A 15,292-nucleotide genomic window follows, 5' to 3' on the forward strand; every position below is an offset into this window, starting at 1 on the left:
ATAGCCAACAGCCAACAGCGAGCCCTCAATGGCAGACAAGGTAATCGGAATCGACCTCGGCACGACCAATTCCGTCGTGGCAGTCATGGAAGGCGGCGACCCCGTCGTGATCCCGAACGCGGAGGGCGGCAGGACGACTCCCTCGGTCGTCGGGTTCACCAAGGATGGCGAGCGCCTCGTCGGGCAGATCGCCAAGCGCCAGGCGGTCACCAACCCCGCCAACACGGTCTTCTCCATCAAGCGGTTCATGGGGCGCAAGACCAGCGAAGTCACCGAGGAGCGGCAACGCGTTCCTTACAAGGTGACCGCGGGCGCCAATGACGTCGCCACCGTGGAAGTCCAGGGCAAGAGCTTCACGCCGCCCGAGATCTCCGCGATGATCCTCCAGAAGATGAAGCAGACGGCGGAAGACTACCTCGGGCAGAAGGTCGAGAAGGCCGTGGTCACGGTTCCCGCGTATTTCAACGATTCGCAGCGGCAGGCCACCAAGGACGCCGGCAAGATCGCGGGGCTCGACGTGCTCCGCATCATCAACGAGCCCACCGCGGCGGCGCTCGCGTACGGCCTCGATAAGAAGAAGGACGAGAAGGTCGCCGTGTTCGACCTCGGCGGCGGCACGTACGACATCTCCGTGCTCGAGCTGTACGACGTCGAGGGCTCGCGCCAGTTCGAGGTGAAGTCCACCAACGGCGACACCCACCTCGGCGGCGACGACTTCGACCAGCGCGTGATCGACTGGCTCGTGCAGGAGTTCAAGCGCGACCAGGCCATCGACCTCTCCAAAGATCCGATGGCGCTCCAGCGGCTCAAGGAAGCCGGTGAGAAGGCCAAGATGGAGCTGTCCACCACGCAGTCGACCGACATCAACCTGCCGTTCATCACCGCCGACCAGAGCGGCCCCAAGCACCTGAACTACACGCTCACGCGCGCGAAATTCGAGCAGCTTGTGGACGATCTCATCAAGCGGGTCATCCCGCCGATGGAGCAGGCGCTCAAGGACGCGAACCTCAAGCCGAACGAGATCGACGAGATCCTGCTCGTCGGCGGTTCGACGCGCATTCCGCGCATCCAGGACGAGGTGAAGAAGTTCTTCGGCAAGGAGCCCAACAAGGGCGTGAACCCCGACGAAGTGGTGGCGATCGGCGCCGCCGTGCAGGGCGCGGTCCTCACGGGCGAGCAGAAGGACGTGCTCCTGCTCGACGTCACTCCGCTGTCGCTCGGCATCGAGACGCTGGGCGGCGTGACCACGGTGCTCATCGCGCGGAACACCACGATCCCGACCAAGAAGACGGAGACGTTCTCGACCGCGGACGACAACCAGACGACGGTGGAGATTCACGTCCTCCAGGGCGAGCGCGAGCTGGCCCAGTACAACAAGACGATCGGCAAGTTCCAGCTCACGGGAATTCCGCCCGCTCCGCGCGGCATGCCGCAGGTCGAGGTCACCTTCGACATCGACGCGAACGGCATCCTGCACGTGACCGCGAAGGACAAGGCCACGGGCAAGGAGCAGAAGATCAAGATCGAGGCTTCGAGCGGCCTGTCCGACGCGGAGATCGACCGCATGGTCAAGGACGCCGAGAAGAACTCGGCCGAGGACAAGAAGCGGCGCGAGGAGATCGACGCGCGGAACCGGCTCGACAGCATGACGTACGAGGTCGAGAAGAACGTCAAGGAGTGGGGCGACAAGGTCTCACCCGACGTGAAGGGCCGCGTGGACACCGCCGTGGAGCGCGCGCGCAAGGCACTCAAGGGCGACGACGTCGCCGAGATCAGGGCCGCGCAGGAAGAGCTGACGAAGGTGTTCAGCGAGGCCGGCCAGGCGTTCTACCAGCAGCAGTCGCAGCAGGCAGGCGCCGAAGGCGGGGCTGCGCCGGGCGCGGAAGCCGGTGCTACGGCGGACGCGACTCCTCCGGAGGAGGAAGTCGCCGAAGCGGACTACGAGATCGTCGACGAGGAGAAGAAGTAGCTCGCCGGCGGGGCGGAGCCGTCGGGGATGGCCTTCGGCCGCTACGCGCGCAAACAACGCGCGCTAAGCCGCGGCCTGCGGCCACCCCCGACGGCTCCGCCCCGCCTCCAGGCATCTGAAACCCGCACAGGGTCTCGGGTGTCTTATCATTGAGTTGAGAACCAGAGTTCGAATCCTGAAGCTCTAACCAAGGTGTTGCATATGGTCCCCTCGTTCTCTCGCGCCCGGTGGGCGCTTGCGGTTGTGCTGGCATTCGTCGGCGGGCTGATGATCGCCTCCGGCATGGACTGGACTCGTCCGACGTTCGCTCAGGATCGCCCGTCCGCGATGGACGTACAGACGGTCGCCGACGCGAGCAACGCGTTCGTCTCGATCTCCGAGAGCGTCACGCCGGCCGTAGTCTCGATCACGGTGGACATCCGCCCCGACACGACCCGCGGCCGGAGCCGCAGGCAGCTGCAGATCCCGCCCGGGGCGGTGCCGGATGGAATGGAAGAGCTGTTCGAGCAGCTCCAGCAGGGTCAGACGCCGCGCCCGCAGACAGGCATGGGCTCCGGCGTGATCGTCTCGAAGGACGGGTACATCCTCACCAACAATCACGTGGTCACGCGCGGCGACATGCGCACGGTCGCGGACCGGGTGACGGTCCGCCTGCTCAACGGCCGGCAGTACGTCGCGAAAGTGATCGGCACGGACCCGACGACCGACGTCGCGGTGCTCAAGATCGAAGGCGACAACTTTCCGTTCGCCGTGCTCGGTGACGACAATCGCTCGCGCGTCGGCGAATGGGTGCTCGCCATCGGCAACCCGCTCGGCTTCGACCACACGGTGACGGCCGGCATCATTAGCGCAAAGGGGCGCGGCACGACGGGCGCGCTGGAGGGAATCCAGGGCACCAACAGGTACGGCATCTTCGACTTCATTCAGACCGACGCCGCGATCAACCGCGGCAACTCGGGCGGGCCGCTGATCAACAGCCGCGGCGAAGTGATCGGCATCAACACGGCGATCGCGAGCCAGACGGGTTTCAACGCCGGGTACGGCTTCGCGATTCCGATCTCACTCGCTCGCAAGGTTATGACGGACATCATCGAGCACGGTCGCGTGCGGATCGCCGTGCTTGGCATCGGCATAGCCGAAGTCGACGCTGAAGATGCCGCGGCCGCGCGGCTTCAGGAGGTGCGGGGCGTCAAAGTGCAGGGCTTCAGCGGCGAGAATACGCCCGCCGAGCGTGCCGGAGTGCGACAGGGCGACGTGATCGTCGCTGCTGACGGCCAGCCGGTCGACCGTGTCGCCGGGCTGCAGCGAATCGTGCGCTCCCACCAGCCCGGTGAGACCGTCGAGCTCCAGGTAGTGCGGTTCGGCAAGCAGCACACGTTCCGCGTTCGCCTCACCGAGGCGCCCGCGCAGGACGTCGCGGTCGCGCCCGCGGACAGGCGCCCGCGCGTCGAGCCCGCCGCGGTAACGAGCAACAACCGGCTGGGCGTCTCCGTCACGACCGTTTCGGCGCAGCTCGCGCGGAGCCTGCGGCTGGGCGAGCAGCGCGGTGTGCTGGTGACCAGCGTGGGCCTGGGCCCGGCGTGGCAGCGGCTCGACGAGCAGGACATCATCGTCGGCGTGCTGTCGCCAGTCGAGCGCAAGATCGAGGATGTCGCCGATCTGCAGGGGGTGCTGAGCGGACTCAAGGCGGGCGACTACATCTCGCTACGAGTGAAAAGACCGGGCCCTAGCGGCCAGGAGCGAGTGGTGAACATCAGGGTGGACTGACGAGCTATTGGCTGTTGGCTGTTGGCTCTTGGCTAAAAGCGGCGCCGATGTTCGGCGCCGCTTTTTTCTTGGTAGGTGTATTTTCCAGTCACGCGGAAGTGGCGGAATTGGTAGACGCGCTGGATTTAGGATCCAGTGGGGAAACCCGTGGGGGTTCGAGTCCCCCCTTTCGCACGTCGTTGCAGGGCGCACGGAGCGAGCGTGCGCGCGCGGGCGGGGCGAGGCGCTCCTATATTCTCGTAGATGCCACCCCCTGCTGGAGATGAGACCCACGAGCGTCAGGTGAATCCTCCCACAGGAACGTCGCACCCGGCGCTTCCGCCGTATCGCGCTCTGATACGTCCAACGGTCGCGCTCTTGGCGGCGGCTCTGTTGATCATGATCGCCACCGGCTATTGCGGCAGCCGCCTGCCCTTCGCCTTCTTCAAAGGCGGCACAAAAGTCACCCACGACCTTGTCGTCGAGCAGATGCGCGCGGTAGCGAAGCTGGTCTCCAGCGAAGCGACTGTGCGCGACGTGATCGTCTACGAGAACACGTGGTATGGGTCGACCAAGCGCTCGCTTGTCGTCGTGACTGGACGCCTCCTGGCAGGCATCGACCTCGGCGACAAGCCCGACGTCACGATCGATCACTCCGTCAGGCGTATCACGATGCGCATCCCGTCCGCGCGGCTGATCGGCATCGAGATCACGGACATGACGACGTATGACGAGCGCGGCGGACTCTGGAATCCGTTCAAACCGGCGGATCGGGATGCGATTCAGCGCCAGGCGCGTGCACAGCTCACCGCGGCGGGGAGCACGCTCGGGCTGCTGCGGCACGCCAACGAGAGCGCCGTTCACCTTCTTCGAGCGTTGCTGGCGAAAGACGGATATACGGTGGACGTGACGATCCGGGGTGCGCCGCCAGCGGTTCGCTAGCGCCCGGCGACGTCTTCAGCATCGGCTCGCTTGGGACGCGCCCCGCGTAGGCAACCCACTGGAAGTCTGCGAGGGGAACCTAGCTGTTAGCACTGAGTGGACAAATCAGTGCTCAGCCCGGGAGTGATACCTGCGGACTGCCAAGTACTGAGTAAAGTTGCGCGCTATTAAGGGCAGGAGTGAAGGAAACTTTACTCACGACTGTGGCAGGCGAGGCTTCCCCGAAGGTCGCGCTTCCGCATCAGTGCCGCAGCCGAGCGGGCGAACGTCCCGGGGGTACTTCCTGCTCGCCACTGATCAGTTCACTCGCTGCTAACAGCTAGGATTCCCAAGCAGAATCCTGGTAGCCCGCGACACCCTGTTGCCTACCCCCGCGAATTAACTTTCTCTCATGGAGTTTACCTCAAAAGAATCCACCGGAGTCGATCGCCGCATTCAGGTCTCCGTTCCGGTCGAAACCGTGAAGCAGGCAGAAGAAAAAGCCGCCCGCCGCTACGCCACCAAGGTGCGCATGCCGGGCTTCCGCCAGGGCAAAGCGCCGCCGGCGATGATCCAGAAGAAGTTCGGCAAGGAGATCCGGCAGGAAGCGCTGGAATCCCTGGTGCGCGACGCCTACGAAGAGGTCGTCGTCAAGCAGGACCTCAAGATCGCGTCGCAGCCGCACATCCACGACGTCAAGTTCGAGGATGGCAAGCCGCTGACCTTCGAGCTGCACGTCGAGGTGCGGCCCACGCTGGAGCTCGCGCGCACGAGCGGCTTCAAGATCACGCGGCCGAAGATCGAGATCACCGACGCGCAGCTCGCCGAGCAGCTCGAGCAGGTCCGCGACGAGAAAGCCACGTGGACTCCGGTCGAGGACAAGCCCGCGATGCGTGACCGGGTGCGCGTCACGCTCTCCACCAAGGAAGATTCCGGCGAGTTCGCCGAGCCGCGCGAATACCCCGTCGAGTTGGGCGGCAGCCAGGCGATCGCCGGCATCGAAGACCTGATCATGCAGCTCGCGCCGGGCGAGACGGTCGAGCGCCCGGTGCAGTGGCCGGACGACTTCCCCGACGAGACGCAGCGCGGCAAGACCAAGACCGTTCGCGTCACGCTGCACGACGTCAAGCGCAAATCGGCGCCCGATCTCGACGACGCGTTCGCGCGCGAGGTCGGCGACTTCGATTCGCTCGACGCGCTGAAGGCGGCGGTCCGCTCCGATCTCGAGCGCCACGCCGAGCGCGAGGCCGACAGTCTCGTCCGGCACCGCCTGCTCGGCGAGATAATCTCGGCGAATCCGTTCGCGGTCCCGAAGAGCTGGGTGCGGCAGGTGATGGACGGCTACGTCGAAGCGTACCAGATCCCCGAAAGCGAGAAGGAGAAATTCGCGACGGAATTCGTGCCGATCGCGGAGCAGCAGGTGCGGCGCGACCTGGTGATAGACGCTCTCGCCGAGCGCGAGGATCTCGTCGCGACCGAGAAGGACCTGGACGACCGGATCACGGAGCTGGCCGAAAAGCGCGGCGCCAACCCGGGACAGGTGTATGCTTCACTCGAGAAGGCGGGCCGGCTCAAGGAGCTGGAGCGGAGCCTGACCGAGGACAAGGTGTTCAAGTGGCTGCTGGAGCAGAATGAATTTCAGACCGATGCCTAAAGCCGATACCGAGGAAGAAGAGCAAGAGATGCCAACTATCTACACACCGTACGTAATCGAGCGGTCGAGTCGCGGTGAGCGGACGTACGACGTCTTCTCCCGCCTGCTCATGGACCGCATCGTCTTCATCGGGACGCCGATCAACGACGACGTCGCCAACATCGTGATCGCGCAGCTGCTCTTTCTGGAGGCGGACAATCCGGAGCGCGACATCCACCTGTACATCAACTCGCCCGGTGGGTCGGTGTCGTCGGGGATGGCGATCTACGACACTATCCAGTTCCTGAAGTCGCCGGTCAACACGAACTGCATGGGGCTCGCCGCGAGCATGGGCGCATTCCTGCTGGCCGCGGGCCGTCCCGGCAAGCGCTCGGCGCTGCCGCACGCGCGGATCATGATCCACCAGCCCTCGGGCGGCGCGCAGGGCACGGCCGCCGACATCGAGATCATGGCGCGCGAGATCCTGTATCTCCGCTCGCAGATGAACACGCTGTTCGCCAAGCACACCGGCAAGCCGGTGGAGCAGATCGAGCGCGACATGGACCGCGACCGGTTCATGTCCGCCGAGGAAGCCAAGGCGTACGGCGTCATCGACAACGTGATCTCGCATCGGGGCGAGATCGAAGAGGCGATAAACAAGAAATAGCTATTGGCTCTTGGCTGTTGGCCATTAGCTAACAGCCCCGTTTTTTCCCTGCTTTTCCGCCTCGCCAACAGCTAATAGCCAATAGCTAATAGCCACCGTGTAAATGGCCCACAAAGCCTCAACAACCAGTTAAGTTTGTTAATTGGTCGATAAGCGGCACCGCCGCACATTGTTCTTGACCGTTCCGAGAGCCGCCATTAACTCTCAATTCGAGCTGTCTAAAGCGTAAAACGTCTGGCGCCGAGCGCTCATGTCGCAGGACAAACACCTCCGTTGTTCCTTTTGCGGAAAATCGAAGGATTCGGTCCGGAAGTTCATCTCCGGCCCGTCGGTGTACATCTGTAATGAGTGCATCGCCCTCTGCAACGAGATCCTCGCCGAGGACGAAGAGCGCGAGGTAGCCGAGTCCATAACCCAGGTCCCCTGCCCGCAGGAGATCAAGGACGTCCTGGACCAGTACGTCATCGGCCAGGAGCACGCGAAGAAGGCGCTGTCGGTCGCGGTCTACAACCACTACAAGCGCATCAATTCCGCCTCGCTGAAGGAAGACGAGGTCGAGCTGGACAAGTCGAACATCCTGCTGATCGGCCCCACGGGCGTGGGCAAGACGCTGCTCGCCCGGACGCTGGCGCGGATCCTCGACGTTCCCTTCACCATCGCCGACGCCACGACGCTCACCGAGGCCGGCTACGTCGGCGAGGACGTGGAGAACATCCTGGTGCGGCTGCTCCAGGCCGGCGACTTTAACGTCGCGGAGTGCGAGCGCGGGATCGTGTACATCGACGAGATCGACAAGATCGCGCGCAAGTCGGAAAATCCGAGCATCACGCGCGACGTGTCCGGCGAGGGCGTGCAGCAGGCGCTGCTCAAGATCATCGAGGGCACGGTCGCGTCGGTCCCGCCGCAGGGCGGCCGCAAGCACCCGCAGCAGGAGTACATCCAGGTCAACACCAAGGACATCCTGTTCATCTGCGGCGGCGCGTTCGACGGCCTGGAGAAGATCATCGAGGCGCGTACGGGCCGGCGGCAGATCGGCTTCAACAACGCGGGCGTCAAGATCGGAGGCCTGAGCGCGACCATGCCGTTCGAGGAAGTCGAGCCGGACGACCTGCTGCGGTACGGGCTGATCCCCGAGCTGGTGGGACGCCTGCCGGTCACGGTCGCCCTGGACGCGCTGGACGAGAACTCGCTGGTGCGGATCCTCAAGGAGCCGCGCAACGCGCTCACCAAGCAGTACAGCAAGCTGTTCGGACTCGAGAACGTCAAGATCACGTTCGAGGAGTCGGCGCTCGCGGCCGTCGCGCAGAAGGCATTGAAGCGCGGCACCGGCGCGCGCGGGCTGCGCGCGATCGTGGAGGAGATCCTGATGGACGTGATGTTCGATCTCCCGAGCCGCGACGACGTGGTCGAAGTGAAGGTGACCGAGGCCTGCGTGACGAACGGCATCCCGCCGCTCCTCGAGATCACCACCGCGCTGCGCAAGAAAGAAGCGTAGTCCCGCCCGCTCCGCTCGCCGGGGCGGCGAGCCGCCACAAATGCCGATAGAGTTCACCAGAGACAACGACTCGTTCACCACGAGCGAGCGGCTGCCGGTGCTGCCGCTGCGCGACCTGGTGCTGTTCCCGTACGTCGTCATCCCGCTGCTCGTGGGACGGCAGGCGTCGCTCGCCGCCGTCGAAGCCGCGGTGAACGCGGACAAGCACCTCTTCCTCGTGGCGCAGAAGAGCGGCGAGATCCAGGAGCCCGGCGCCGACGACCTGTACCGCGTCGGCGTGATCGCGCGCGTGCTCCAGGTCGCACGAGTACCGAACGGAACCACGAAGGTCCTGGTCGAGGGAATCGCCCGGGCCCGCGTGAAGCGCTTCGGGCGTCCGGGCAAGCAGCTGCACGCGACGATCGAGGCCTTCCCCGTCACTGCCGGCGAGAGCGCGTCCGACGGCCAAGCGGCGCGGCGGCGCGCGCTGACGCTGTTCGAGGAGTACGTCGCGCTCCACCGCCGGATCCCCGGTGAAGTCGTCGCGATGGTGCAGGCCGCGGACTCCGAGCACCGCCAGGCGTTCGGCATCGCGGCCCACGTCTCGCTCACGCACGAGGTCCGGCAGCAGCTGCTCGAGACCGGGTCGCTCCCGGACATCTTCGCGCGGCTCGGCGACATCCTGTCGAGCGAGACCGAGCTGCTGAATCTCGAGCGCAAGATCGACGACGACGTGCGCGGCGCGATGGTGCAGAACCAGCGCGAGTTCTACCTGCAGGAGCAGCTGCGCGCCATCCACCGCGAGCTGGGCGAGGACGAGTCCGACGACTTCTCCGACCTCGAGGCGCAGCTGCGGGAGAAGGCGCTGCCCGAGGCGGTGCAGACCCGCGCGACGCGCGAGCTGCGCAAGCTCCGCCGCATGTCGCCGATGTCGCCCGAGTACACCGTCGCGCGGAACTTCGTGGACTGGATCGTGAGCCTGCCGTGGAACGAACGCACCGACGACGTGCTCGACGTGGCGCACGCGCGGCAGACGCTGGACGCGGACCACTACGGCCTCGACGAAGTGAAGGACCGCATCATCGATTTCATCGCCGTGCTGTCGCTCGTGGGACGCATCGAGGGGCCGATCCTCTGTCTCGTCGGGCCGCCGGGCGTCGGCAAGACGTCCCTCGGCAAGTCCATCGCGCGCGCGCTAGGCCGCAAGTTCGTGCGCATGTCACTCGGCGGAATCCGCGACGAAGCCGAGATCCGCGGGCACCGGCGCACGTACATCGGCTCGATGCCGGGCCGCATCGTCCAGGCGATGCGCCGCGCCGAAGTCGTGAACCCGGTCATTCTGCTGGACGAGATCGACAAGCTCGGCACCGACTTCCGCGGCGACCCCGCGGCGGCACTGCTGGAAGTGCTCGACCCGGAGCAGAACCGCGCGTTCAACGACCATTACCTCGAGGTCGATTACGATCTCTCGCAGGTGCTGTTCATCACGACCGCCAACTCGCTCCAGGGGATCCCCGATCCGCTGCGCGACCGGATGGAGATCATCCGGCTCGCCGGCTATCTGGATCACGAGAAGCTCGCGATCGCGCGCCAGTTCCTGGTGCCGCGGCAGCTCCAGACCAACGGACTGGATCCCGCCGAAGTCACGTGGGACCCCGCCGTCCTGCCCGAGATCATGCGCAACTACACGCGCGAGGCCGGCGTGCGCGAGCTGGAGCGCCGCATCGCGCGCGTCGCGCGCAAGCTCGCGCGCCGCATCGCGGAGAACCCGGGGACGATCCCCGATCGCGTCGTCCGGACGTCGGACATCAAGGCGCTGCTTGGAACCCAGCCGCACGATCCGGATGACGTCTCGCTCGAGGACAAGATCGGCGTGGCCGCGGGACTGGCCTACACGCAGAGCGGCGGCGAGCTGCTCGAAGTCGAAGTCAGCGCGGTGCCCGGCCGCGGCAAGCTCCAGCTCACCGGCACGCTCGGCGACGTCATGAAGGAATCGGCGTCGGCCGCGCTCAGCTACACGCGCTCGCGCGTGGACGCGCTCGCGCTCCGCCCCGATTTCTACCGCACGCGCGACATCCACGTGCACCTGCCGGCCGGCGCGACGCCGAAGGACGGGCCCTCCGCCGGCATCGCCATCGCCACCGCGGTGATCAGCGCGCTCGCGCAGATACCCGTGCGCGGCGACGTCGCCATGACGGGAGAGATCACGCTGCGCGGCCGCGTCCTGCCGATCGGCGGGCTCAAGGAGAAGGCGGTCGCGGCGCACCGGAACAAGGTGCGCGAGGTGATCATTCCGCACGGCAACCTGCGCGACCTGGACGAGCTCCCGGAGGAAGTGACGCGCACCGTGCGCTTCCATCCCGTGAAGACGATGGACGAGGTGCTCGCCATTGCGCTCCGGGGAGGCGCCGGCGTGGCCGCGGTCGCGAAGGCTATCGACCAGCCCGCTACGTTCGCCCAGCCGCCCGCCGGCTACGAGCAGCCGACGGCCCACTGACCGTTGACCTCGCCCGCCGCCGATCCGCTCGTAATACGCAGCATTGAGTTCCTCGGCGGGCTGGCGAGCGTTGGGGGGTGGCGCCCAGAGATCACGGTCCCGGAAGTCGCCTTCGCCGGGCGGTCGAACGTCGGAAAATCCTCGCTGCTGAACGCGCTGGTCCGCAGGAAGGCGTTCGCGCGAGTCAGCCGCACCCCCGGCCGAACGCGGGAGATCAACTTCTTCCTGGTGAACGGCGGCTTCGTCTTCACCGACCTTCCCGGCTACGGCTACGCGCGCGTGTCCAAGACGCAGCGCGCCGGGTGGGAGCCGCTGATCGAGAGCTACCTCCGCGGCACGAAGCAGCTGCGCGGGATCGTGCAGATCTACGACAGCAGGCGCGACCTGTCGCCCGAAGACCGCACAATGCTCGGGTTCCTTGCTGAAACCCGCGTTCCTGCGATCTTTGTTGCGACGAAGGTGGACAAGTTCTCCCAGCGCGCGGCCGCGGAGCGCGTCTCCGAGATCGAGCGGCAGCTCGGCTTCGAGGGCGCGGAGGTGATCCCGTTCAGCGCCGTCACCGGCGAGGGACGCGACGAAGTCGCGGCCGCGATCGACCAGCTACTCAGCGAACCTGGCAGGGCCGATGAGGGTTAGGATTTTACTCTGGATTTCGCCGCTGTTCTTCGCCGCGTCGTGCGCGCCCGCGCAGCCGGTCGGCGGCGTCGTACCACCGGTGTCCTCGTCGGCGCACGATACCACCGGGATGGACCTCGTTCCCGCCGGCTTCGGCACGCTGCGGCAGGACGAGGTCGCGATCCGGCTGCAGCCGCCGGGACTGGTGGTGCGGCTGCTGCCGCTGGACGAAGGGCTCATACGGCTGCTGACGCCTGACTCGTACCGCGCGCTCCGCGATCTGCAGCAGAGCGCGAGCCGGCGGGTCGCCGAGCTGTCGCAGCGCTTCGGCGGACGGCAGCTGTCGCTGTGGCTGGTGTCGTTCTACGGCGTGGAGCCCGACATCAGGTTCAGCCCGATGGACGTGATCGTCACCAGCACCGGCCGCGACTTCCGCCCGGTGGACGTGATCGCTCTCAGCTCCGGCTTCGGCGAGCAGCGGCTGAAGCAGCGCGAGACCCAGAGCGCGATATTCGTCTTCGACGGCGAGATCGATCTCGATCAACCGCTCGTCGTGCGATTCCTGAACGAGCAGAACGCATTCTGGGAGCAGGCGCTGCCCCGCATTGAGCGAGAGAGAGCGTTGGTGCGCGCGAGATCTCTGCGGGCGCCAACTCCGTGACGATACTTGCTCCTGGGATATTCCAAGGGGAATCCACCTCAACCGCTTGCCCACATGCGGCTACTGCCCTCGAGAAAGATGTTGGTCATCTACACGGGAACGGTTAGGTGACGGCTGTTGAGAGCGAAGTAACCACCGCCCCCGACTTCGGCGATCAGGACCGTCTCGCCGAATCGTTGTCCGAGCTTTCACGGGGAATGCACCTCTCGGGCATTCTCCGCACCGCCAACCAGGTGCGCGAGCTGCGGGCGGCCGGCGCCGAGATTCTGGACTTCAGCATCGGCGACTTCGGCCCGAAGTATTTCCGGATTCCGGAGAAGCTGCTGCGCGAAGTAGAGAAAGCACTCGAGTCCGGCGTGACCAACTACCCCCCGCCACCCGGTCTGGCCGCGCTCCGCAAGGCGGTGAGCGGCTACGTCGAGCGGTGCTCGGGCGTGCGCTACCCCTTGGAGTCGGTCCTCATTACGTGCGGCGGACGGCCGGTGCTGTATGCCGCGTACCGCACGGTTGTCGAGCCGGGCGACACCGTCGTGTACTCCGTGCCGTCGTGGAACAACGATTCGTACGCGTGGCTATCGGGCGCCAACGCCGTCGAGATCGAGGCGCTGAGCGAGAACGGATTCCAACCCACGCTCGCCGAGCTCGAGCCGCACATGCGGACCGCGCGGCTGATATGCCTCTGCTCGCCGGGAAATCCGACGGGCACGGCGATGGCGCCCGATACGTTCAAGTCGATCCTCGAGGCGATCGTGCGGGAGAATCGCCGGCGCGAGAGCGACGGCAACGAGCGGCCGCTGTTCCTGCTGTACGACCAGATCTACAGCTCGATCCGCGTCAAGGACAACAAGCATCGATATGCGCTCGCGCTCGTGCCCGAGTCAGCACCCTACGTGCTGACGGTGGACGGTGCGTCGAAGGCTTTCTCGGCGACCGGCCTCAGAATCGGCTGGCTGCTCGCGGCGCCGGCGATCGTGCGGAAGGCCGGTGAGCTCGTGTCGCACATGGGAGCCTGGGCACCGCACGCCGAGCAGGTGGGACTCACGGAGCTGCTGAACGATCCGGACTCGATCGCCGAGTACCGGGAGACGATGGACGCGGCGGTGCACGAGCGCCTCGACGCGCTGCACCGCGGGTTCGCCGCGATGCGCGAGGAGGGCCTCCCCGTGGACGTGCTGTGCCCCGACGGAGCGATCTACGTGTCGCTGCGGCTCGAGCTCAAAGGGAAGCGGATCGGCGGGCGGGTGCTGGAGGACAACGAGATGATCCGCTCGCTCGTGCTCGAGCAGGCCGGTGTGGCGCTGGTGCCATTCCAGGCGTTCGGCCTGATGCGCGAGACGGGCTGGTTCCGGTTGAGCGTCGGCGCCGTCTCCATGGAAGAAATAGCGGAAGCGTTAGCCCGGATTCGGGCGCTGCTCTCCCGGGTTACGCGCTGACGTTGAATGTGCCAGCTCCTTAGGCCCTTCGCTCCAGGAATATTCCAAGGGGAATCCAGGCCGTGAGCAGCGAGCTGTTAGCCTTGAGCGGTCAGCAAAGGCGATATTGGACGTAACGTCAAATATCGCAGTTGCTGACAGCTAACCGCTGATTGCTCACTGCTCACGGCCTGGATTCCGCTAGTCTTCCACCAGGACCATCGGACCACCTCCACCGGCTGCCCCAATGGCCATGCTGCCTTTACGAAAGATTGCCGACCGCCCCAATGCCTCCCTCGCGTCGGCGTGGCTCGAACAGATCGCCGCCGCCCTCACCGACGGCACCACCGACCGCGCGATCCTCTGCCGCGACAGGTTGTGCGAGATCACGTATCCGGAATACGCGACCGACTGGGAGAGTGCGGTCGAGGACCGCTCGCTCCCGCTCGGCACCAGGCTCGCGCTCTCCGCGCTCGATCCGCGCAACGTCACGCTGGAGCCCGAGTACTACGCCGAGTGCGACGACACGCGGTTCCAGAAGGTGAAGCCGCTGCTGTGGCTGTGGTACTCCTTCGACCGCACCGCGCTGGGCGGGCAGTACGTGGATCTCGGCGTGCGGCTTCGCCGGCTGCTGGCGCCGCACATCTTCAAGCGGTGCGGCGAGAACTTCAAGGCGTTCCAGCACGTCGAGTTCTCCTTCGGCTACAACATGGACGTCGGCGACAACGTGGTGGTGCACCGGCACGTGCTGCTGGACGACCGCGGGGGACTCGTGATCGGGGACGGAGCCTCTATCGCGGACTACGCCAACATCTACAGCCACACGCACAGCATCGTGGACCAGAAGGACGTGACGAACGCGGTGACGACGCTGAGCGAGGGAACGCGAATCACCTATCACGCGACGGTGCTCGCCGGCGTGCACGTCGGGGAGCACGCGATGGTCGGAGCGGTTGCGGTCGCGACCAAGGACGTGCGGCCGTATCACGTCAACGTCGGGATCCCCGCGAAGAGCGTGCGCGTCAAGCCGAACGCCCCGGAGAACGCGCAGCACTTCACGACGGTCAAGCGGCAGTGACGCCGGAGCACGACTTACACTCAGGGAGCGAGACGATGGGAGAATCCGCGAGCGTCAGCGAGGAGCTGATGCAGGAGCACCGGCTCATCGAGCGGGTGCTGGACGCGCTCGAGACCGCCGCGGGACATCTCGAGGCCGGGCATTCCGTGCCGCCGGAGTTCTTTCTCGACGCCGCCGATTTCATCGCCGGCTTCGCCGACGGGTGCCATCACAAGAAGGAGGAAGGCGTGCTCTTCGGCGCTATGGTGGAGAGCGGTCTGCCGCGCCCCGAGGAGCCCCCGCTGGAGATCTTTCTCGACGAGCACGTGGAGGGGCGCGCGCTCACGCGCGCCATGCGCGACGCCGCGGGGCAGCTGCGCGGCGGCGAAGCCGGCGCGCGCGCCACGCTCATCTCGAGCGTGAATAGCTACGTCGCGCTGCTCCGCGATCACATCGTCAGGGAAGACGAGATGCTGTTCCCGATGGCGGAGGAGATGCTTTCAGCCGACCAGCGGCGGAGCGTGCTGCGCGACTTCGAGCGGGTCGAGCGGGAGGACGTCGGAGCGGGAGCCCACGAGCGGTTCCATGCGCTCGCCGAGAGACTGGAGCGCGAGGCCGCGGCGATGACCTCGTAGGCGAT

Annotated in this window: 11 protein-coding genes, 1 tRNA gene and 1 pseudogene; all 13 read left to right on the top strand. The window is 66.1% G+C overall.

Features of this window, described 5'->3' with window-relative positions; all coding sequences use genetic code 11:
* The first annotated feature begins 22 nt into the window (after window positions 1-22).
* The 13 genes and pseudogenes from dnaK to WEA80_02830 all read left to right on the top strand — a co-directional run bounded on the left by dnaK (window position 23) and on the right by WEA80_02830 (window position 15,287).
* Window positions 23-1,969: pseudogene (gene dnaK / locus WEA80_02770) on the top strand (molecular chaperone DnaK).
* 243 nt (window positions 1,970-2,212) lie between these two features.
* Window positions 2,213-3,736 carry a trypsin-like peptidase domain-containing protein gene (locus WEA80_02775; GenBank protein MEX1185488.1) on the top strand — a complete coding sequence of 508 codons (1,524 nt, stop codon included), beginning with the start codon at window positions 2,213-2,215 and terminating at the stop codon, window positions 3,734-3,736.
* Window positions 3,737-3,828: 92 nt separating this feature from the next.
* Window positions 3,829-3,910: transfer RNA gene (locus tag WEA80_02780), tRNA-Leu, on the top strand.
* A gap of 108 nt (window positions 3,911-4,018) precedes the next feature.
* Complete coding sequence (locus WEA80_02785) at window positions 4,019-4,657, top strand: DUF4230 domain-containing protein (GenBank protein ID MEX1185489.1); 639 nt, start codon at window positions 4,019-4,021, stop codon at window positions 4,655-4,657.
* 391 nt (window positions 4,658-5,048) lie between these two features.
* Window positions 5,049-6,290: a trigger factor gene (tig, locus tag WEA80_02790; GenBank protein MEX1185490.1), complete on the top strand. Its 1,242-nt coding sequence runs from the start codon at window positions 5,049-5,051 to the stop codon at window positions 6,288-6,290.
* Entirely contained in the window at window positions 6,283-6,936 is a 654-nt protein-coding gene (locus tag WEA80_02795; GenBank protein ID MEX1185491.1) for an ATP-dependent Clp protease proteolytic subunit, read from the top strand. Before tig ends, WEA80_02795 begins: the two co-directional genes overlap by 8 nt.
* A 250-nt stretch (window positions 6,937-7,186) precedes the next feature.
* Window positions 7,187-8,431 (top strand): ATP-dependent Clp protease ATP-binding subunit ClpX, encoded by a 1,245-nt coding sequence (clpX, locus tag WEA80_02800; GenBank protein ID MEX1185492.1) that lies wholly within the window; start codon window positions 7,187-7,189, stop codon window positions 8,429-8,431.
* 40 nt (window positions 8,432-8,471) lie between these two features.
* Complete coding sequence (gene lon, locus WEA80_02805; GenBank protein ID MEX1185493.1) at window positions 8,472-10,907, top strand: endopeptidase La; 2,436 nt, start codon at window positions 8,472-8,474, stop codon at window positions 10,905-10,907.
* A gap of 3 nt (window positions 10,908-10,910) precedes the next feature.
* Complete coding sequence (gene yihA / locus WEA80_02810; GenBank protein MEX1185494.1) at window positions 10,911-11,543, top strand: ribosome biogenesis GTP-binding protein YihA/YsxC; 633 nt, start codon at window positions 10,911-10,913, stop codon at window positions 11,541-11,543.
* Window positions 11,533-12,183 (top strand): hypothetical protein, encoded by a 651-nt coding sequence (locus WEA80_02815; GenBank protein ID MEX1185495.1) that lies wholly within the window; start codon window positions 11,533-11,535, stop codon window positions 12,181-12,183. The genes yihA and WEA80_02815 overlap by 11 nt, the downstream gene beginning before the upstream one ends.
* A gap of 107 nt (window positions 12,184-12,290) precedes the next feature.
* Entirely contained in the window at window positions 12,291-13,616 is a 1,326-nt protein-coding gene (locus WEA80_02820; protein ID MEX1185496.1) for an aminotransferase class I/II-fold pyridoxal phosphate-dependent enzyme, read from the top strand.
* 226 nt (window positions 13,617-13,842) lie between these two features.
* Entirely contained in the window at window positions 13,843-14,673 is an 831-nt protein-coding gene (locus tag WEA80_02825) for an acyltransferase (protein MEX1185497.1), read from the top strand.
* 35 nt (window positions 14,674-14,708) lie between these two features.
* Window positions 14,709-15,287: a hemerythrin domain-containing protein gene (locus WEA80_02830; GenBank protein ID MEX1185498.1), complete on the top strand. Its 579-nt coding sequence runs from the start codon at window positions 14,709-14,711 to the stop codon at window positions 15,285-15,287.
* Window positions 15,288-15,292: the final 5 nt, after the last annotated feature.

The organism is Gemmatimonadaceae bacterium, assembly GCA_040882285.1.
GTDB lineage: Bacteria > Gemmatimonadota > Gemmatimonadetes > Gemmatimonadales > Gemmatimonadaceae > JACDCY01.